Consider the following 21,365-nt stretch of genomic DNA (forward strand, 5'->3'; position numbering starts at 1 on the left):
GGGCGCCGGTGCGGGTCACGCGCGGCCGGTGGGCTGCGGCGCGAGAGGGCGGTCCGGCCGTACGGGAAGGGTGGGCACCGCCGTGAAGCGGGCGGGGATCTGGTAGTCGGGCAGGGACTCGGAGAGGAAATCGATCAGCTCGTCGCCGTCGGGGACGGCGGAGCCGGTGCGCGGCACGAGGTAGGCGTGGAGTTCGCCGTCGGCCGTGACGACGGCCGCCTCGGCGATCTGGCGGTGGGCGGTGAGGCGGGTGCGGGTCTCGTAGGGCGCGACGCGGAAGCCCGAGACGGTCGGCCAGGACCCGGCCGTGCCGAGGATCTCGAAGCCGTCGTGGACGGTGTGCCGGGCCCGGTGGCCGGTGGGCACGAGCCCGGAGGCGTCGCCGTGGGCGAGGTGGAGTTCACCGGGGACCCCGGCGGGCAGCGGCTCCCCGCGGGAGTCGAGCACGGCGGCCGTGACACCGGGCACCGGGTGACCGACCGGCACGACGACCGCGGCGGGTTCCGGGGCCGGGCCGATCGGCCGGTACAGCGCCAGCGGCACCTCGGCGGTCCCGAACCCGGCCGCGAGGCGGACACCGACGGGCTCTCGCAGCGCGGTGGGGTCCAGGTCGGGACCGAGGGCGAGGACCGCCTCGGCGCCCCGGGCCAGGGCGTCACGGTGGTGGGCGAACAGCGTGGTGACGGTGGTGTCGGGCAGGAGCAGCGCGGAGAACGGTTCCTGACGGCCGGCCAGGAGCCCGGCCAGCGCGGCGGGGGAGTGCGGCGCTGTCTCCGGGACGACGAGCGTGCCGCCGCGGGCCAGCGTGGTCCACACCTGGAGCAGGAAGAGCGCGCTGTCGGTCGGGGCGCTCTGGAGGACCTGCCCCGCACCGAAGCCGAGACCGTCGAGGGCGTCGAGGGCTCCGGTGAGCGCACCGCGGGTGATCCCCGCCTCGCCGACCAGGGCCAGGACGTCGTCTCCGGACGGCCGCAAGCGGGTCTCCCGGCCGTCCGGCACGACCGCCGGGCTCGTCGCCGGCGTCCCGGTGAAAAGGATCTCCGTGGCCGCCGGTTCGGCGCCGGGCGCCAGCACCCGCGCCGGGGCGCCGGTACGGGCGGCGGCCAGCAGCGCGGCGACGAGGTCGGCGCCGGGGGCCGGCCGCAGCGCGACGGGATGCCCGGGGCCGGCCCCCTGCCGGGACAGCGCCTCCGCCAGACGGTCGGCGCGCCGGCCCAGTTCGCGGTAGGTCACGGAGCCGGAGTGCGTCCTGACGGCCAGCGCGTCCGGGTGCTCCGTGACGCACCGCTCCACCAGGTCCACGACCGTGGCCTCGGCGGACCCTGCCTCGGTGGTGCTCGCCGTGGCCGCACCGGTCAGCGGGAACCGGGACACCGGCAGGTCGGGCTCGTCGAGCGCCGCGCGCAGCAGGTCGAGGTAGGCGCGGACCATGCTGCGCATCGTGTCCGCGTCGAAGAGGTCGGTGGCGTACTCCCAGATGATCGTCAGGGCGTCGTCCTCGCTGCTGGGGCGCTTGCCCACCCGCTGCTCGGCGCGCGGGATCGCGACGATGTTCAGGTCCGCCTTCGCCGACCCGTTGTGCTCCATGCGCACCTCGCCGCGCAGCCCGGCGAAGTCCAGGTCGGGGACGGCGGAGTCGTGGAAGCTGAACATCGCCGAGAACAGCGGGTTGCGCGAGAGGTCACGCGCCGGGGCGACGGCCTTGACGAGCTTCTGCAGCGGCACGTCCTGCCAGGCGTACCCCTCCACCGCCGTGTCGTGGACCCGCGCGAGGAGCTGCCGGAACGTCGGGTCGTCCTCCAGACGGACCCTCAGCGGCACCGTGTTGACCATCATCCCGATCAGCCGCTCGGCCTCGGCGAGCCTGCGGTTGGCCACCCCGACGCCCAGCACGAAGTCGGTCTGGTCCGCGTACCGCGACAGCAGGGCGGCGAACGCGGTCAGCATCGTCGAGTAGAGGGTGACGCCGAACTTCCTGGCCCCCTCGCGCAGCCGCTTGTACTCGTCCGGTTCCAGGGTCACCCGTACGACGTCGCCACGGAAGGTGAACTCCGGCGGGCGGGGCCGGTCGGTGGGCAGTTCGAGGGCGGGCGGGGCCCCGTCCAGAACCCGCGCCCAGTGACCGAGGTAGCGGTCCATGACGGGGCCGTCCAGCCAGGACCGCTGCCAGGCGGCGAGGTCGGCGAACTGGAACCGCGGCTCCGGCGGAGCCTCCGTGCCCTCGGCGAACACGGAGTACAGACGGGTCAGTTCACCGACGAAGACCGCGAACGACCAGCCGTCGTGCACCAGATGGTGCTCCACGTGGATCAGCCGGTACGCCTCGGGCGCGTCCTTGGTCACGACCCAGCGGGCCAGCGGAGGCTTCTCCATGTCGAACGGCTGGGCCTGCTCCCGCGCCGACAACTCCTGCCACGCGCGCTCCCGTTCCTCCTCGGACAGGCCGGAGAGGTCCACCAGCGGCACCTCGATGTCGATCGCGTCCATCTCGACCGGGCACTGCACGGGCACCCCGTCGACCTCGCGGAACGCGGTGCGCAGGATCTCGTGCCGGCGCACCAGCTCGGTGAGGGCGGCCCGCAGCGCGGTCATGTCCAGGACACCGCGCAGGGTCAGCGTGGCCTGCATCCGGTACGCCTGGTTGCTGGGCGAGAGCTGTTCGAGGAACCAGACCCGTTCCTGCGGGAAGGACAGCGGGATGGGCCGGGACCGGTCCGCGTGCCGCATCGGCGGCGGTGCGGGCACGGTCGCCGCGTCGTCGAGGGGAGCGCCGCTGTCGACGAGCGCGGCGATCTCGCGGGGGGTGGCGAGGCGGAAGAGGTGGGAGAGCGGGATGTCGGTGCCGAGGTCGGTGCGGATGCGGGCGGCGAGACGCCCGACGAGCAGGGAGTGGCCGCCCAGTTGGAAGAAGTCGTCGGTGGCGCCGGCCGGGGTGCCGCCGAGCAGTTCCGACATCAGGGCGGCGACCGCGGCCTCGGTGGGCGTGGCCGGCTCGTCGCCCTGACTCACCTCGGACTTGTACGGCGACGGCAGCGCCTCCCGGTCCACCTTGCCGCTCGGCGTCAGGGGCAGCGCGGGCAGCGCGACCATGGTGGACGGCACCATGTGCGCGGGCAGGGTGCGCGCGCACCAGGCCCGCAGGTCGGCGGGGTGCGCCTCGTCGACCGGGGTGGCCACGTAGCCGACCAGGACGGTGCCCCGCGCGACGACGACGGCGTCGGAGACCGCCGGGTGCGCGCGCAGCACCTCGGCGATCTCGCCCGGCTCGACGCGGAAGCCCCGGATCTTGACCTGGTGGTCGGCTCGCCCGGCGTAGAGGTAGCGGCCGTCGGGCAGACGGCGGGCGAGGTCGCCGGTGCGGTAGGCGCGGCCGCAGGCGACGGGCACGTAGCGCTCCGCGGTCAGGGCGGGCCGGCCGAGGTAGCCGCGCGTCACCCCGGCGCCGGAGACGACGAGTTCACCGATCTCGCCGGGCGCCACCGGCAGCCCCGCCTTGTCGAGCAGGTCGATGCGCACGCCCGGCAGCGGTCGTCCGATGTCGGGCGTCGCGGAACCGGTCACCTCGCCCGTGGTGGCCACGATGGAGATCTCGGTCGGCCCGTAGGCGTTGAAGACGCGCCGGCCCGGACTCCAGCGGGCCACGATCTCCGCGGGCAGCGCCTCCCCGCCGCACACCAGGGTGCGCAGCGCGGGGAGTTCGGCGTCGGGGAGCGCGGCGACCACCGACGGCGGCAGCAGGGTGAAGGTCACTCCGAGGCGGTCCATCAGGTCCACCAGACCGGGGCCCGGCACCACGCTCTCGGCATCGGCCAGGACCAGCGTCGCGCCGCCGGTCAGGGCGACACCGGTCTCCAGGACGGAGGCGTCGAAGCTGGAGGGCGCGAACTGCAGGACGCGGTCGCCCGTGCCCACCTCCCACTCGGTCCGCATCCCGGCGATCGTGGCGGCGACGCTGCCGTGCTCGACGAGGACACCCTTGGGCCTGCCGGTGGAGCCGGAGGTGTAGATGACGTAGGCGAGATCGCCGGGGCCCGCGGTGTCCAGGGGGACCGGGGCGGGGGAGCCGGCGGCGTCCGGGTCCAGCACGCGGACGTCCCCAGGCAGCCGGCGTGCCCCGCTCTCGTCGGCGATCACCAGGGAGACACCGGAGTCGCGCAGCATGTACTCCAGCCGGTCCTGCGGGTAGGACGGGTCCAGCGGCACCCAGGCGGCTCCGGCCCGCATCACGGCGAGCAGGGCGGTGGGCAGCGCGGGGCCGCGGCTGACGCAGACCCCGACGAGCGATCCGGGTCCACCACCCGCGGCCACCAGTCGCTGGGCCAGCAGGGCCGAGCGGCGCTCCAGTTCGCCGTAGCTCAGGGTGCCGTCCGCCCACAGCAGCGCCGGCTCGTCGGGGGTACGCAGGGCGTGCTCAAGGAACGCCTCGTACAGCAGAGGAGTCTTCATCGCGTCGTACCTCGTTCGTTGTCCGCGGGGCTGGTGGCCGGGGAGAGGTCCGCGAGGAGCCGGTGCGCCTCGTCGTCGGACAGCGCCTCGATCTCGGCCAGGATCATGTCGTGGATGTACTCCGCCGTTCCGGCGACGGTCGGCCGCTCGAAGATCACGCTCAGCGGGAGCGGGACGTCGAACACCTGCCGCATCCGGTTGACGGCCCGGGTGGCGATCAGCGAGTGGCCGCCGAAGGAGAAGAAGTCGTCGAGGACGCCGATCCGGGGCACGGACAGCACCTCGGCCCAGATGCCGGCGACGGTCCTCTCGGTCTCGTCGCGGGGCGCGACGTACTCGTCCGTCTCGTGGTCCCCGGGGTCGGGATCGGGCAGCAGCGAGGGGCTGAGCTTGCCGCTGGCCGAACGGGGCAGCGCGGGCAGCACGGTGAGCGTGGTGGGCACGGCGTACCCGGGCAGCCGCGTGGACAGGTGCTCGCGCAGCTCGCGCACGGAGGCCGCGCCGCCTTCGAGGACGGCGTAGGCGGCCAGGCGCAGGTCGCCGGAGGCGGCGCGGCGGGTCACCACCGCGGCGTCCGTCACCGAGGGGTGCTCGCGCAGCGCGGCCTCCACCTCGCCCAGCTCCACCCGGACACCGCGCACCTTCACCTGGCGGTCCATCCGCTCCAGATAGGTGAAGGAGCCGTCCGGGTGCATCCGGCCGCGGTCCCCGGTCCGGTACACCCGCTCGCCGGGCCGGTAGGGGTGCGGGACGAAGGCGCCGGCGGTCTTGGCGGGATCGCCCAGGTAGCCGCGGGCCAGACCGGTCCCGGCGATGCACAGCTCGCCGGGGACGCCGGGCGGCAGCGGGGCGAGACGGTGGTCGAGGACCATGACCTCGTTGTTGTCCATGGGCCGTCCGAGGCTGACCGCGCCGCTCCCGTGAGTGTCCCGGGGGCCGCAGACGTGGAAGGTGGAGTCGATGGACACCTCGGTGGCGCCCCAGGTGTTGTCCAGGGTGACCGCGTCGCCGAACGCGGCGCGGAAGCGTTCCACCAGGGCCGGGCGCAGGGCCTCGCCGCTGGAGAGGACGCTGCGCAGGTCGCGGCGGAGCGCGGCGGTGTCGGCGGGGGTGAGTTCCTCCAGGAAGAGGTCCAGGACGCTGGGGACGAACTGCACGTGGACGGCGCGGTGGCGCACGGCCGCGTCGACCAGGGCGCGCGGGTCGCGGTGCAGCCCGGGCGGCAGCAGCGCGACCGTGCCGCCGGTGATCAGCGGCCAGAGGATCTCGACGGCGGCGTCGTCGAACGGCAGGGTCGTCTTGTGCAGGACCGTCTCGCCGGGGCGCAGGCCGTGCCTGTGCTGCATCCACGCCATGCGGTTGACCCAGCCGCGGTGGGTGCACGCCACGCCCTTGGGGCGGCCGGTCGAGCCGGAGGTGTAGTAGACCGCGCACAGGTGGTCGGGGTGGACGGTCACGGACGGGGGCGCCGCCGCCTCCCGGAGGTCGACGCGGAGCGGGACGGCGCCCGCGGCGGTGACCGTGTCGGCGTGCTCGCCGCCGATCAGGCAGACCGGCGCGCCGGCGTCGGTGAGCAGGGTGACGATCCGGGCGGCGGGCGTGGCCGTCTCGATCGGCAGATAGGCGCCGCCCGCCTTGAGGATGCCGAGCAGACCGACGACCATCGCCACCGACCGGTCGATCAGCAGGCCCACCGGCACGTCCGGACCGACCCCGTGGGCGGTCAGCCGGCGCGCGACGGCGTTCGCCGCCGCGTCCAGGGCCGCGTAGCTGGTCGTGGCGCCGTCGGCGTCGACCAGGGCGACCGCGTCGGGCCGGGCGGCGGCACTGAGGGCCACCAGCTCGTGCAGGGTCTGCGCGGGCGTGTCGACGGCCGGACGCAGCACCAGCGCGCGCAGGGCGTCCTGTTCGGGCCCGGACAGCAGCGGGATGTCGTCCAGGAGCGTGTCGGGAGCCTCGGCGACGTGCCGCAACAGCCGCTCCAGCCAGGTGCCGAGCCGCTCCACGGTGGCGTCGTCGTACAGGTCGACGTCCCAGTTCACCCCGCACCACAGCCCGGCGGCGCCCTGCTCGAAGCTGACGCACAGGTCGTACTTGGCGCCGTGGTACGGCATCGGGAGGTCGGTCACGGTCAGGCCCGGCATCCGGGGCGAACGGCGGCGGCCGGTGCGGAAGTTGACGAGGATCTGGAACAGCGGGGTGCGGGACGGGTCGCGTTCGGGGGCGCTCTCCTCCACCAGCCGGTCGAAGGGCACCTCCGCGTGCTCGAACGCGTCGAGCGCCACGTCCCGGAACTCCTCGACGAACCGGCGGAACGTCAGCCGCGGGCCCGGCCGGCCGCGCAGCGGCAGCATGTTGATGAGCAGGCCCAGCAGCCGCTCGGTCGCCGGGTCGTCGCGCCGCGCGTAGGTGGTGCCGGTGGTGACGTCCTGCCGCCCGGTGCTGCGGTACAGGACGGCCTGGACGGCGGCGCTCAGCAGCATCGCGGGTGTGGCTCCCGCGGAGCGGGCCAGCGCGGTGAGCGGCTCGGCGACCTTCGGCGGCAGCACGAACGCGGTCCGTGTCGCCCCCCGGCCCGCCCGTACGGCGGGGCGCGGACGGTCGGCGGGCAGTTCGAACGCGGTGAGGTCGGCCAGCGTCTCGCGCCAGTGTTCGAGCCCGGGGCTCCCGGGCCGCCCGGCCTCGGCGGCGCGGGCGTCGAGGCCGGCCGCCACGACGCGGTACGGCTCCGCGGGCGCGGGGACGGGGGAGGCCGCGCCGGTGGTGAAGGCCGTGTAGTCGGCGGCCAGTTCGTCGTAGACGAGGGCGCACGACCAGTCGTCGGCGGCGACGTGGTGCAGCGTGAGGACAAGGGTGTGCTCGCGGGCGCCGTGCCGGATCAGCAGGGCGCGCACGGGGAGTTCGGTGGCCAGGTCCATCGGGGTCGCCGCCTCCGCGGCGAGGGCCGCCTCCAGCGCCCCGGCGTCGCTGACCTCCGTCTCCCGCAGCCGGAACAGGCCGGCGGGGCGGACCACGCCCACCGGTCCCGCCTCCGCGGCCAGCACGCCGGTGCGCAGCACCTCGTGACGGGCCACCAGGGCCTCGAGCGCACGGCGCAGGGCGGCACGGTCGAGCGGGCCGGCGAAGTGCAGACGGAGCGGGATGAGGTAGTCGGACGACGAACTGCTCATCTGGTCGACGAACCAGGTCCGTTCCTGGTCGCGGCTGAGCGGCACCTGTACCCCGGTGTGTCCGGGGGTGGCAGACATGGGCGATCAGATCCTCTCGGGCAGGGCGGCCGGGGCGGCGGGAACGGGGACGACGTCGAGCACGGCGAGGCTGCCGCGCCCCCAGGCGGGCTCGGGCAGTCGGCGCCGGTCCTCCTTGCCGTTGGCGTCCAGGGGCAGCGCGTCCAGCGCCACGTACTCGGAGGGCAGCATGTGGCGCGGCAGCCGCCCGGCGAGGAAACGGTGCACGTCGGCGGCGCGCAGCGGCCCCGTGTCACGCGGCACGACATAGGCGACGACACGTTTGTCGCCGGGCGGCGCGACGCGTGCGGTGACCAGGCAGGAGCGCACCTCGGGTGCCTCGCCGAGCGTCGCCTCGATCTCGCCGGGCTCGATGCGGAAGCCCCGGATCTTGACCTGGCTGTCGGCACGGCCGACGAACTCCACCGTGCCGTCGGGGCGTTTGCGGCCGAGGTCGCCGCTGCGGTACGCGCGCCGTCCCGTCCCGGGGTCGGTGACGTAACGCTCCGCGGTGAGCTCGGCGCGGTCGTGGTAGCCGCGGGAGACGGTCTCCCCGGCGATCCACAGCTCGCCGGTCGCGCCCGCCGGGAGGGGGCGTCCGCGCTCGTCCATGACGTGCAGGCTCGCGCCGGGGATGGGGGTGCCCAGCGGCAGCGGGGACTCCACCTGGTCCGGATGGGTGAGCAGCCGGCGGCAGATGGCCACGGTGGTCTCGGTCGGCCCGTAGATGTGCGCCACCGTCAGCCCGGGGTTGGTCTCCAGCACCCGCCGCACCCGGGCCGGGGACACCACGTCACCGCCGGTGATCACGGTGCGCAGCGGCGCCAGCGCCTCGGGCACGTCGTCGGCGATCCGGTGGAAGAGGCCCGACGACAGCCACAGGTCGGTCACCTCCTCGCGGGCCAGCACCTCGCCCAGCTCCGCGGAGGTCAGCAGGCCGTCCGGCGGGAAGGCCAGGCAGGCGCCGCGCAGCAGCACCCCCCAGATCTCCAGCACCGACGCGTCGAAGGAGAACGAACTGCTCTGGAGCATGGTCCGGCCGGGCCCGAGCGCCGCGAAGTCCTGCCGCAGCGCGAAGGCGGTGACGTTGCGCTGCTCGACCAGCACCGCCTTGGGCAGGCCGGTCGATCCCGAGGTGTACATCGCGTACGCCAGGTCCGTGGGCGCGGACAGCTCCGCCGCACCGGGCGCGAAGGGGGCGTCTCCGTCGTCACCGGTGTCGGCGGCCGGGTCGAGGATCTCGCAGTCCCCGAGGGCCGGCGGCAGGTCGCCGCCGTCGCCGGAGGACACCAGGACGCGGATGCCGCTGTCCCGGCGCATGTGCGCCAGCCGCTCCTGCGGGTACGTCAGATCCATCGGCAGATAGGCGCAGCCCGCGCGGAGCACCGCCAGGGCCGACACCACGAAGCCCGGTGACGGGGTGGCGGCCACCCCGACCAGCTCCCCGGGCCGCACCCCGAGCCGGAGCAGACCGCGGGCGATCCGGGTCGCGGCCCGGTCCAGCTCGCCGTAGGTCATCCGGGTGCCGGGCGCGCGCAGCGCCACGGCGTCCGGGTCGCGCACCGCCCACCGGCGGAACGCGGCGTCGATCGTCACCATCGTGCGTCCTCCAATCCGACCCCGAGGTCGTGCAGCAGTTCTCGAAGGAAGTCCTCACCGGCGTCGGAGTTGGCGGTGACGACGAGGCCCAGACCGCGGTCCGGGTCGGCCCAGGTCAGCGAACGGAAGCCGGGGACGCCCCCGGTGTGTCCGAACCACCGGCGGCCGCCGTACGGCTTGCCCGCGGTGCCCAGGCCTCCCGGGGTGCCGGGGTGGGGGCGCAGCATCTCGGCCGCCGCCTCCGCACCCAGCAGGACCGCCGGGCCACCGGTGACCGCCCGCTGGATCTCGACGGCGACCCGGGCCAGGTCCCTGGGTGTGGACCACAGGCCGCCCGCGGCGGACTCCGGGTACAGGTGCCAGCCCTCCGGGTAGGGCGCGCCCGACGCCTGGTGGTTGCGGGCCAGCGTGGTGCCGGGCAGATCCGGCACGCGCGGCGCGAAGTCGCTGTCCCGCATGCCCAGCGGGTCCAGGACGAGCGCGCGCATCAGCGGCGCGAACTCCTGCCCCGTGACGTCCTGGAGCACCTGCTGCACCACGGTGAAGTTGCTGCTCGAGTACAGGTACGGCGATCCGGGCGGGCCCACGGGCCTGACCGGCGGGGTCAGCGAGGGCGGACCGCCGACGAGGACCTGCGCCGGGCTGGGCATCGGCAGGCCCGCGCGGTAGCCGTCGTAGGACTGCGCGCCGAGCCCCGCGGTGTGGGTGAGCAGATGGCGCAGGGTGACCCCGTCACCGGGCAGCCGCCAGGAGGTGAGCATCCGGTTGACGTCGGTGTCGAGATCGAGCCGCCCGTCCTGGACCAGGGCCATCACGCCCAGCGCGGTGACGTGCTTGCTGATCGAGCCGACCTGGAAGACGGTGCGCTCGTCGACCTCGGCCGGGTCGTCGGCCCCGAGGACCCCGAAGCCCCAGGCCCCGCGCAGGTCACCGTCGTCGATCAGCGCGATCGCCACGCCCGGTACCCGGTGCCGCAGCATCGGCAGCCTCGGGGCCGGAGCCCCCGCGAACAGCCGCCGCACGAAAGGCTCCGCCGGCACACGTGTCTCCTCGGGCGGGGCGGCGGCCAGGTCGGTGAGGTGTTCCAGGTGCCGTTCGGCCAGTGCGCGTACCGTGCCGGCGTCGAAGTGGTCGGCGGCGTAACGCCATTCGAGGTGCAGCTCGCCGTCGAGGACCGCCGCTTCGATCTCCACGAGGTGGGAGCGCCGCTGCTCCGGGTCGACGTGCTCGCCGAGCGACCGGGGAAGGGGCCGCAGCGGCGCGTCCCCGGCGGGAGCGGTGTCCCGGCGGCCGTGGTAGTTGAACGAGAGCTGGGCCGCCGGTGCGCTGCCGTCGTCCCCGCGCAGGTACCGGGCGAGTCCATGGCCGATGCCGCGCCCGGCGGGCGTGCGGGTGTGCTCGGCGACCACGTCGATCCAGGCGTCCATGGCGCCGGACTCCGGCCGGGTGAGCAGCAGCGGCTGCACACTGGTGAACCAGCCGACCGTGCGGGTGAGGTCGACGTCGTCGAACAGCGGCTCACGGCCGTGCCGTTCCACGTCGATCGCGCAGGTGTCATCGCCGGTGGCCTCGGTGAGCGTGCGGGCCAGTGCCGCCAGCATCAGGTGCTCCGGCTCGGCGCCGCGCCGCGCGGCGGCCTGGCGCAGCAGGCCCGCCGTGGCCCCGGCCGCGAGGACGACGCGCGTGGAGCGGGTCCGGCCCTCGGTGTTGTCACCGGCCTCCCGGTCCATGGGCAGCGGCGCGGCGGACGGACGCGGCAGCGCCCAGTAGGCGGCCTCGGGTGCGAACTCCGCGCTGTGCGCGTGCTCGCCCAGCCGCCGCGCCCAGTGCTGGACGGAGGTCGTCTTGGCGGGCAGTTCACCCCCGGCGCACAGGGTGGCGAGGTCCTCGACCAGGATGTGCCAGGACACGGTGTCGACGGCCACGTGGTGGACCACCAGCAGGAGCTGCCCGGTGTGCCGCAGCAGCACGGCACGCAGCAACGGGCCCCCGGCCAGGTCGAGTCCGCCGTGCGCGGCCTCCACCGCGGCGTCGGCCTCGTGCGGGGTGTCCACGACCGTGAGCGGGTCGTCGTGGCCGCCCGCCGGCGCCAGGTCCTGGTGCCAGCGGTCCTCCCGGCGGCTCCAGCGCAGCCGGAGCGCGTCGTGGTGGTCGATCAGGGTCCGCAGCGCGGCCCGCAGGACGTCGGGGCCGATCTCGGGAGCGGCGTGCAGGAGCCGGCTCTGGTTGAAGCGGTCGCGGGGCCCGACGGCGGCGTACTGGTGCTGGATCGGTCCGAAGGGGACCTCGCCGGTGACCGGGCCCTGCTCGGCGTGGACGCCGGTGGAGCGGCCCTGGGCCGCCGCCTCGTCCGAGGCCGCGGCGAGGGAGGCGACCGTCGGGTGCTCGAAGACCATCTTCGGGGTGATGGACAGGCCCGCCTCACGCGCCTTGGCGACGGTGTGGATCAGCAGGATGGAATCCCCGCCCAGCGCACGGAAGTTGTCGTGCACCCCGACGCGCGGCACCCCGAGGACCCGGCACCAGATCCGGGCGACGGCCTCCTCGGTCGCGGTGCGCGGAGCCACCTGGGACTCCGGTGCCACCTCGCGGGCGGCGGGGTCCGGATCGGGCAGGGCGGCCCGCTCCACCTTGCCGTTGGCGTTGAGCGGGACGGAGTCCACGGCGACGAGGAACCTCGGCACCATGACGTCGGGCAGCTCCGCGCGCAGGGCGGCGAGCGTACGGTCCGGGTCGTCGCCGCCGACGGTGTACCCGACGAGCGTTCTGGAACCGGCCACGGTCCGTACGTCGGCGACCGCGTCCCGGACGCCCGGCGCCCGGCGCAACGCGTCCTCGATCTCGCCGAGTTCGACGCGCACTCCGCCCAGCTTGACCTGGTGGTCGGCGCGGCCGGCGAACTCCAGGACGCCGTCGGCCCGCCGGCGTCCCAGGTCGCCGGTGCGGTAGAGCCGGGAGCCGGGCGGCCCGAAGGGGTCCGGCACGAACCGTTCGGCGGTCAGCCGGAACCGGCCGTGGTAACCACGGGCCAGCCCGGGGCCGCCGATGAAGAGTTCGCCGGTGGCGCCGGTCGGCAGGGGTTCCATCGCCGCGTCGAGGACGTGGACGGTGTTGTTGTCGATGGGCAGTCCCAGGGCCACGGCGCCCGTGTCGGGGACGGCGTCCTCGGCGGTGCACACACGGCAGGTCGAGTCGATGGACACCTCGGTGGCACCCCAGGTGTTGTCGAGGCTCACCCGCTCCCCGAACACCTCCAGGAACCGGCGCACCAGGGCGGGGCGCAGTGCCTCACCGCTGGTGAGGACGGACCGCAGCCGGGACATCGACCGGGCCCGCTCCGGGGTGAGGATGTCCAGGAACACCTCCAGCACACTGGGCACGAACTGCACGTGCACCACGTCGTGCCGGGCGACGGACTCGGCGATCGCGTGGGCGTCACGGTGCGCCCCCGGCGGCAGCAGCACGACCTGGCCCCCGGTGATCAGCGGCCACAGGATCTCCACCGCCGCGTCGTCGAAACCGAGGGTGGTCTTGTGCAGGACGCCCTCGCCGGGCCGCAGTCCGTGCCGGCGCTGCATCCACGTCATGCGGTTGACCCAGCCCGCGTGGTGCGAGGCCACCGCCTTGGGCGCGCCGGTCGATCCCGAGGTGTAGTACAGCGAGCACAGGTCGGCGGGCAGCGCGTCCGGCCGGGGACCGGAACCGGGTTTCTCCGGCCAGGCCGTGGGGTCGTCCAGCGCCAGGACGAGGGCGGCCGTGTCCGCGGGTAGTGCCGGGAGCAGCCGGGTCTGGGTGAGCACCACCCGGGCCCCGGAGTCGGCGAGCAGGTACGCCTGGCGCCGGGCGGGGTGGTCGGGGTCGACGGGCACGAACGCGGCACCCGCCTTCAGGATGCCCAGCAGGCCCACCACGTGCTCGAAGGAGCGTTCGGTGCAAAGCGCGACCAGGTCGCCGGGACGGACACCCTCCCGATACAGCCGTGCGGCCACCCGCTCGGCCCGCGCCCCGAGTTCGGCGTAGGTCCAGGTGTCGGAGCCGAGCCTGACGGCGACGGCGTCCGGGGTGCCGGCGGTCTGCGCCGCGACCAGGGAGTGCAGGGTGCGGTCGTCCGGGAAGGGGACGACGGTCTCGTTCCAGGTGTGGACGATCCGCTCGCGCTCCTCCGCCGACAGCATCGGGATCTCGGCGACCAGCGTCGGTCCCCCGGCGGCGCCGGGGCCGTCCTGCTCGTCCGGGCCGCGTCGGTCTTCGGCGAGGCCGGTCAGCAGCTGCACGACCTGGGCGAGCAGCCGGTCGGCGGTGACCTGGTCGTAGTGGGACCTCTGGCAGCTCAGGCTGAGGGTCAGCCGGTCGGCGCGGGTGGCCTCCAGGACCAGGGGGTAGCCGGTGTCGCGGGCCTCGCCCTCGGCGACCGGGACGACGCCCTGCGGCAGACCGCCGGGGCCGGTGTCGGTGTAGACGAGCAGGCTGTCGAACAGCCGCCGTCCCGGCGCCACCTCGCTCGCCCGCTGCACGGCCGGCAGCGCGACATGGGCGCGCCCCGCGACCTCGGTGACCCGCTGCTGGACGTCGCGCAGCAGCTCGGTGAGGGGTGCCCCGGGGTCCACGTCGACGCGCAGCGGCAGGGTGTTCATCAGCAGACCCACCATCCGCTCGACCCCCTCGACGTCGCCGAAGCGGCCGGAGACGGTCGTGCCGAAGACGACGTCCCGCTCCCCGCTCGTCCGGCTCAGCAGCAGGGACCACGCGGTGTGGACCAGCGTGCCGACGGTGACGTGGTGGTGGCGGGCGGCCCGCTCCAGCTCGTCGCCGAGCGCGGCCGGCAGGGTGCGCCGGGCGTGCCACAGCCCCGTGGCGGCCCCGGTGGGACGGCTGCCGGGCAGGGGAGTGGGCCGGGTGAACCCCGCCAGGCGGGACCGCCAGTGGGCGCTCTCGCGCTCGGCCTCCTCGGGGGTGTCGTGCTCGGCGAGCCGGCGCAGGTACTCCCGGTACGGCGGCGGGTCCGCGAGGACGGGCAGCCGGCCGGTCTCGTGACGGCTGCGGTAGACGGCGAACGCCTCGGAGAGCAGGGCGTGCAGGCTCCAGCCGTCGAAGACGACATGGTGGGTGGTCCACACGAACCGGTGCCGGTCCTCGGCGACCCGGACCAGCAGGAACCGGGAGGGCGGAGCGGCGCCGAGGTCGAAGACGGTCCTCTCCTCCGCCGCGGTCAGCTCGGCGAGCCGCCCGGCACGCCGGTCCTTTGGGAGAGCGGTGAGGTCGGCGTACCGGAAGCGCGGCGGCGCGGCGGCGCGGACGACCTGGACCGGGCGGGGCAGGTGGGCCCAGTGGAAGGTGGACCGCAGGATCGCGTGGCGGTCGACCAGATGGGCCCAGGCGTCCTCGAAGGCGGCCCGGTCGAAGTCGCCCTCGATGTCGACGGCGAACACACGCACGTAGTCGCCGGTCTCCGCCAGCGTGTCGAGGAACAGCCCGGTCTGCAGGGGCGACAGGGGCAGCACGTCCTCGGTGCCCTCCCTGCCCACGGTGTGCAGGAGCCCGTCCAGGGTCTCGGCGTCGAGCCCGGTGAACGCGAACGGCCGGGTCTCCGCGGGCGGCGTCGAAGCCGGTGCCTCGCCGCCCTGGGCCGCGAGTTCCGCCACCGTGGGGTGGGCGAAGATCTGCCGGGTGGTGACGGTGAGTCCGGCCTCCCGGGCGAGAGCCGAGACCGTGACCGCCTTGAGGGAGTTGCCGCCCAGTGCGAAGAAGTCGTCGTCCACCCCGATGTCGCCGGTGCCCAGCACCCGGGCCCAGATGTCGGCGAGGACCCGTTCGACGGGTCCGCGGGGCGCGGTCCGCGCGGACGGGGCCTCCGGGGCCGCCTGAGGGGCGGGAAGCGCGGCACGGTCGATCTTGCCCGCCGGGCTGAGCGGCATCCTCTCCAGGACGACGAGCCGGTCGGGCACCATCGCCCGGGACACCTCGCCCCGCAGGAACGTCCGCACCGCGGCGGGGTCGGGCGCGTCGCCAGCGACATGGCCGACGAGGAACTCCTCGCCCGCCGCGTCCCGGTGGACGGTGACGGCGGCCAGCCGCACGTCCGGGTGGCGGGTCAACGCCTCCTCGATCTCGCCCAGTTCGATGCGGTGGCCGCGGATCTTGACCTGGTGGTCGTCCCGGCCCAGGAAGCGGATACGGCCGTCCGCCCGCCGCGCGGCCAGGTCACCGGTGCGGTACAGCCGGGCGCCGGGGGCGCCGAACGGGTCGGGTACGAACTGCCGCGCGGTCAGCCCGGCGCGCCCCAGGTATCCGCGGGCCACGCCCGCGCCCCCGAGGTAGAGCTCGCCCGGCACGCCGATCGGCACCGGGCGCATGGCCTCGTCGAGGACGTGGGCGGAGGTGTTGGGCAGGGGCAGCCCGATGGTCACCTCGTCCTGGGCGGGGTCGACGTCGTCCCAGGTGGACCAGACAGTGGCCTCGGTCGGGCCGTACACGTTGATCAGCCGGGGCAGGCCCGTACGCAGCTCGCCGGCCAGGGCGTGCGGCAGCGCCTCGCCGCCGACGAGGCCGACCTCGACGCCGTCCGCCGCGCCGAACCCGGCGGCCAGCAGCAGCCGCCACCCGGACGGGGTGGCCTGCACATGGCTGACCCGGTGCCTGTGGATCAGGGCCCGCTGGGCGGCGGCGTCCCAGCGTCCCTCCTCCGGGACCACCACGACCCGGCCGCCCGAGGTGAGCGGCACGAACATCTCCACGGTGGAGATGTCGAAGGACAGGGCGGTCAGTCCCAGCCACGTCTGCGCGCCGGTGGGCTCCAGCACGTGCGTCATGGCGGCCGTCAGGTGGGCCAGCGCCGCATGGGTGACCTCGACGCCCTTGGGGCGGCCGGTGGAGCCGGAGGTGTACAGGACGTAGGCCACGTCGTCGCGGCCGGGACCGTCGCCGGTGCTCCCCGCCGCTTCCGCGGACGAGGGCTCCGGATGTGCCGGGTCGTCAGCGGTACCGACGCGGACGACCGTCACCCCGTCCGGGACGGACCGCGCGGGGGGTTCCTCGCTGGCGAGGAGGACCCGTACCCCGGAGTCCGACAGTACGAAGGCGGCCCGGGCGTCGGGGTACTCGGGGTCCAGCGGGACGTAGGCGCCGCCGGCCCGCCACACCGCGAGCACCGCGGCGATCATCGTCGCCGAGCGGTCCAGCCGCAGGCCCACCCGGTCACCCGGCCGCACTCCGGCGGCCCGCAGCCGCCGCGCCAGCCGCGTGGCCTCCTCGTCCAGGCGGGTGTACGTCCACTCCCGCTCGTCGTACACCACCGCCGCCGCGTGCGGCGTGCGCGTGCGCTGCTCCGCGATCATCGCGGGCACGGTCGTGGCGGCGGGGAACGCGTGCGCGGTGTCGTTCCAGCGGCGTACGACGGTGTCGTGGGCGGCGTCCGGAAGGATCGCCAACTCCCCGACCCGGGTGCCCGGTCGCTCCACGAAGGCGTCGAGCAGGCGGCCGAACGACGCCAGCAGGCGCTCGGCGTCACCGGAGTCGACCCGGAGGTCGTCGTGGAGGAGCTGGAGGACGGCCCCCGCCGGGCCGGTACGGATGGTCAGCATCAGCGGATAGCCGCTGCTCTGGTGCACGGGACCCATGCGCAGCGACAGCCCGCCCAGATCGGCGCGCTCGGCCACCGCCAGGTTCTGCAGGACGAGGATGCTGTCGAACAGCCTCTTGTCGCCCGGCACGTCCGACCAGTCGTGGATGTCGGTCAGCGCGGTGTGCTCGACGTCGCGCAGCCCTGCCGACTGCCCGGCCAGGCGGCCCAGCCAGTCGTCGAGCCGGTCGTCGTCCTCCCAGCGCACGCGCACCGGAAGGGTGTTGGAGAGCAGCCCCACGATCTGCTCCACCTGCGGAAGGTCGACCGAACGCCCGGAGACGGTCAGCCCGAAGAGCACGTCACGGCTCCGGCTCCAGCGGCCCAGCAGCAGGGCCCAGGCACCCTGGAACACGGTCCCGAGGGTGCACCCCCGCTCACGGGCGAGCCGCGACAGCGCCTCCGTCAGCTCCGGGGTCAGGGCGAGTTCGACCGTTCTGGCCGCTCCGGCGGGTGTGTCCGGGGACGCCGGTCGCACCACCGGGAGCGAGGTGGGCTCGACGAAACCGGCCAGGGCGTCGCGCCAGTACCGCTCGACGGCACGCGGGTCCTGTTCCGCCAGCCACTCCACGTAGGCGCGATGGGACACCGGTGCGGGCAGCTCGCGCGCGGGGCGCCCCGCCGTGCGGCGCGCGGTGGCGGTCGCGAAGACCTCGTTGAGCAGCGGCCCGACGCTCCAGCCGTCGGCCAGGATGTGATGGTTGTGCCACACGAGGTGGTGGTGGTCGGGTCGGGTGCGGATGAGATGGAACCGCTGGGGCGGAACCCGGAACAGGTCGAAACCCGCGTCGCGTTCCCCGGCGAGCAGCGCCTCCAGGCGCCCCGGGATCTCGTCCGCCGGGACCCGGGACCAGTCCAGGACGGTGAAGTCGGCCCGCACCTGGCGGTGCACGATCTGGAGCGGGCGCTCCAGGCCCTCCCAGCGGAAGGAGCAGCGCAGCGCGTCGTGCCGGTCCAGGACGTGCTGCCAGGCGGCGATCAGGCCGTCCTGGTCGAGGTCGCCCTCGATCTCCCAGCGGTACTGGGTGAAGTAGGAGTCCCCGCCGCCGTCGTGGAGGCTGTGGAACAGCATGCCCGCCTGGAGCGGGGTGCAGGGATAGATGTCCTGGACGTCCTCGGCGGAGAGCCCGGACAGGACCCGCTCCAGTCCCTCCCGGTCGAGACCGGCCAGCGGGAAGTCGCCCGGGTCCACGCCGCCGGCCGCCGCCCCGTCGTCCGACGCGACGGCGACGGCCGCGAGTTCGGACAGGGTCTGATGGGCGAAGACCTGGCGCGCGGTGAACACGTACCCCGCCTCCCGGGCCCGCGACACGAGGAACACGGCGGTCACCGAGTCGCCGCCCAGGGTGAAGAAGTTGTCCTGCGCCGCCACCGACGGGACGTCGAGCAGCCGGCTCCAGATGCCGGCCAGGACCCGCTCGGCCCCGGCGGCGGGCGGCCTGCGCTCCGCGGGAGCCTCGTTGCGCGGGGCGGGCAGCCGACGGCGGTCGACCTTGCCGTTCGGCGACAGCGGCAGGCTCTCCAGCGGCACGAAGACGGCGGGCACCATCGCCACGGGCAGGGCGGCCGTGAGGTGGCGCTTCAGCGCGTCCTCCGTGACGTCCCCGACGACGTAACCGACGAGCCGGTCCCCGGCGGGACTGCGGTCCACCACGACCACGGCGTGCGCCACGTCCGGGTGCGCGGTCAACCGGGCCTCGATCTCACCGAGTTCGATGCGGTGGCCGCGGATCTTGACCTGGTGGTCGTCGCGGCCGAAGAAACGGATACGGCCGTCGGGGCGTCGCGCGCCCACGTCGCCCGAGCGGTACAGGCGCGCCCCGGGCGGCCCGAACGGGTCCGGCACGAAGGCCCCCGCCGTCAGCCGCGGCCGCGCGTGGTAACCGCGCCCGACCCCGGGCCCGCCCACGTACAGCTCACCCGGGACGCCGACGGGCACCGGGCGCATCGCGGCGTCGAGGACATGGACGGCGACCTGGTCGACGCCGGTGCCGACGGTGATGTCCGCGGCCGGATCGGTGACGTCGTCGTACGTGGCCCACACCGTGGACTCGGTGGGCCCGTAGCAGTTGAGGACACGTCCGGCCGCCAGGCGCAGCTCGGCGGCGAGCGCGGGCGGCAGCGACTCACCGCCGGTCATGGCGACCGCCAGCCGCGGCAGCCGCTGGGTCGAGGCGAGCAGGACCCGCCAGCCCGACGGGGTCGCCTGCACATGGGTGATCCCGTGCTCCCGGGCCGTGGCGACCGCGGCGTCACCGTCCTGCGCGGCCCCCTCCGGAGCCAGGACCACCCGGCCGCCGGTGGTGAGCGGCAGGAACATCTCGACCAGCGCGATGTCGAACCCGATGCCGGTCAGGCCGAGCCACACGTCGCCCGCGCCGGCATCGAGCCGACGCGCGGTGCCGCTGAGGAAGTTGACGAGCCCCCGGTGCTCGATCGCCACGGCCTTGGGGCGGCCGGTGGAGCCCGAGGTGTACATCAGATAGGCGAGGTCGTCGGCGCGCGGCGCGTCGTGGTCCCGGGGCGCGGGCACGGTGCCGGTGGCGAGGTCCTCGGAGCCGGGGCCGACGTGCAGCGACGGAGCCGAGCCGAACAGCGCGTCCCGCCCCGGTTCGGTGACCACGAGCGCGGCCCCCGCGTCCTCCACCATGGTCCGCAGGCGTTCCTCGGGGTGATCCAGAGGCAGGGGCAGGAAGGCGCAGCCGGCCTTCCACACCCCGAGCAGCGTGGCCACCATCCGCTCGGAGCGGGGCAGATGGATCCCCACCAGCGCGCCGGGTCCCGGCACGGCCGCGCGGAGCCGTGCAGCGGTACGGTCCGACAGCTCGTCCAGTTCCCGGTAGGTGAGGCGGGTTCCGCCCGCGGTGACCGCGGTGGCGTCGGGCGTGGCGGCGGCGACGGCCGCGAAGAGGTCCAGCACGGTGCCGTCGGGCGTCGCGGCTCCGGAGCCCAGGGAGTCCTCGACCACCCGGGCGAGCTCCTCGTCGGAGAGCAGGTCCACCCGGCCGACGGTGGTGTCGGGCGCGGCCACCGCGCGGCTCACCACCTCGACCAGCGAGTCGAGCATCCGTTCCACCGTCGCCGGCTCGAACAGCGTGCTCTCACCCACCAGGTCGAGCCGGACCCCCTCGTCGAGGTTCGCCGCGACCAACGACAGGTCCACCTTCGCGGACGCCATGCCGATGCGCTCGCGCTCGACCGTGACACCGGGCAGCTCCCACACGTGCTCACGCGACTCGATGCACTGGTACATGACCTGCGACAGCGGATTGCGGGAGGCGTCCCGGGGATGCCCGGAGTCCGCGACCAACTGCTCGAAGGTGGCGTCCTGGTGTTCCAGAGCCCCGAGAACCACCGCGTTCATGCGCCGCACCAGCGTGGCGAAACCGGGGTCGTCGCTGACGTCCACGGCCAGCGGCAGGGTGTTCGCCATCATGCCGATGAGCGGTTCGGTGTCACCGACGACCCGGCCCGAGACCGGCGTCAGCACCGAGAAGCGCTCCTGTCCACCGCTCCAGCGGTGCAGGTAGCCCGCGAAGATGGACAGCAGGGCGGTGAAGAGGGTGACGTTGTGCCGCCGGGCGAAGTCCCGCAGCGCCGCACCGACCTCGGGGGACAGCAGTCGGCGGGCGCCGTGCCCCCAGAACGACGGGGTGGGGGGACGCACATGGTCGGTGGGCAGTTCCAGGACCGGCGGCACCCCGTCCAGGGCCGAACGCCAGTAGGCGAGCTGCCGCTCCAGCAGGTCACCGGAGAGCCGCTCCGACTGCCAGTGCGCGTAGTCCCGGTACGACACCGGAAGCTCCGGCAACACCTTCGCGAGGTCGGTGACCCCCCGCGCGGACGCCGCGTACAGGGCGCCGAACTCGCGGCCCAGCACACCGCACGACCATTCGTCGGCCACGCAGTGGTGCAGGTTCAGCACCAGGACGTGGGTGCTGTCGTCGCAGGTGACCAGGACGGCCCGGAAGACGGGGCCGCGCTCCAGGTCGAAGGGCCCCGCGATCTCCTCCTCGGCCACCCGTACGGCCGCCGCCGGCCGCGCGACCGGGGGAAGATGCGACAGGTCGACGGTGCGCAGCGCGGCCGGGGCGGGCGGCAGCGGGACCTGACGGGGCGGGCTGTCGTCCCGGAACACCATGCGCAGCGTCTCGTGCCGCTCCACCAGGGCGTCCAGCGCCCGGCGGACCGCGTCGCGGTCCAGCGCCCCGGTCAGGCGCAGGACGCGGTGGACGCTGAAGGTGGAGTTGTCGGACAACAGGCGGTCCGCGACCCACAGGTTGTGCTGGACGGGCGCCAACGGGGCGCCCTCGGTGCCAGGACGGCGCGGTACGGCACCCGGGGCGCCCACGGGCGCCGCAGCGGTTCGGGACCTCCCGAGCAGCCGCTGCTTGAGCAACTCACGCTTCTCGGCGGTCAGTTCCCTCTTCATCGCAGCCGGCTCTTCCACTCCGGCGGCTTCTCCGGTCCACGTC

Annotated in this window: 4 protein-coding genes; all 4 read right to left on the minus strand. The window is 74.7% G+C overall.

Going from position 1 to position 21,365, the window contains the following annotated elements; genetic code table 11:
• Positions 1 to 15: 15 nt before the first annotated feature.
• Genes ACFY0P_RS38440 through ACFY0P_RS38455 form a run of 4 tightly spaced genes read right to left on the minus strand, consistent with a single transcriptional unit; the run spans position 16 to position 21,322 of the window.
• Positions 16 to 4,446 carry an amino acid adenylation domain-containing protein gene (locus tag ACFY0P_RS38440; protein WP_388924270.1) on the minus strand — a complete coding sequence of 1,477 codons (4,431 nt, stop codon included), beginning with the start codon at positions 4,444 to 4,446 and terminating at the stop codon, positions 16 to 18.
• Positions 4,443 to 7,694 (minus strand): amino acid adenylation domain-containing protein, encoded by a 3,252-nt coding sequence (locus ACFY0P_RS38445; RefSeq protein WP_388924273.1) that lies wholly within the window; start codon positions 7,692 to 7,694, stop codon positions 4,443 to 4,445. Before ACFY0P_RS38445 ends, ACFY0P_RS38440 begins: the two co-directional genes overlap by 4 nt.
• 6 nt (positions 7,695 to 7,700) lie before the next feature.
• Positions 7,701 to 9,272, minus strand: coding sequence for an amino acid adenylation domain-containing protein (locus ACFY0P_RS38450; protein WP_388924276.1), 1,572 nt, complete (start codon positions 9,270 to 9,272; stop codon positions 7,701 to 7,703).
• Positions 9,266 to 21,322 carry an amino acid adenylation domain-containing protein gene (locus ACFY0P_RS38455; RefSeq protein ID WP_388924279.1) on the minus strand — a complete coding sequence of 4,019 codons (12,057 nt, stop codon included), beginning with the start codon at positions 21,320 to 21,322 and terminating at the stop codon, positions 9,266 to 9,268. Before ACFY0P_RS38455 ends, ACFY0P_RS38450 begins: the two co-directional genes overlap by 7 nt.
• Positions 21,323 to 21,365: the final 43 nt, after the last annotated feature.

The organism is Streptomyces sp. NPDC001714, from assembly GCF_042892755.1.
Taxonomy (GTDB): Bacteria; Actinomycetota; Actinomycetes; order Streptomycetales; family Streptomycetaceae; genus Streptomyces.

Bases quoted from the DNA above. Each gene is read 5' to 3' on its own strand.
- ACFY0P_RS38440 (WP_388924270.1), bottom strand. From the start codon at position 4,446: ATGAAGACTCCTCTGCTGTACGAGGCGTTCCTTGAGCACGCCCTGCGT.
- ACFY0P_RS38445 (WP_388924273.1), bottom strand. From the start codon at position 7,694: ATGTCTGCCACCCCCGGACACACCGGGGTACAGGTGCCGCTCAGCCGC.
- ACFY0P_RS38450 (WP_388924276.1), bottom strand. From the start codon at position 9,272: ATGGTGACGATCGACGCCGCGTTCCGCCGGTGGGCGGTGCGCGACCCG.
- ACFY0P_RS38455 (WP_388924279.1), bottom strand. From the start codon at position 21,322: ATGAAGAGGGAACTGACCGCCGAGAAGCGTGAGTTGCTCAAGCAGCGG.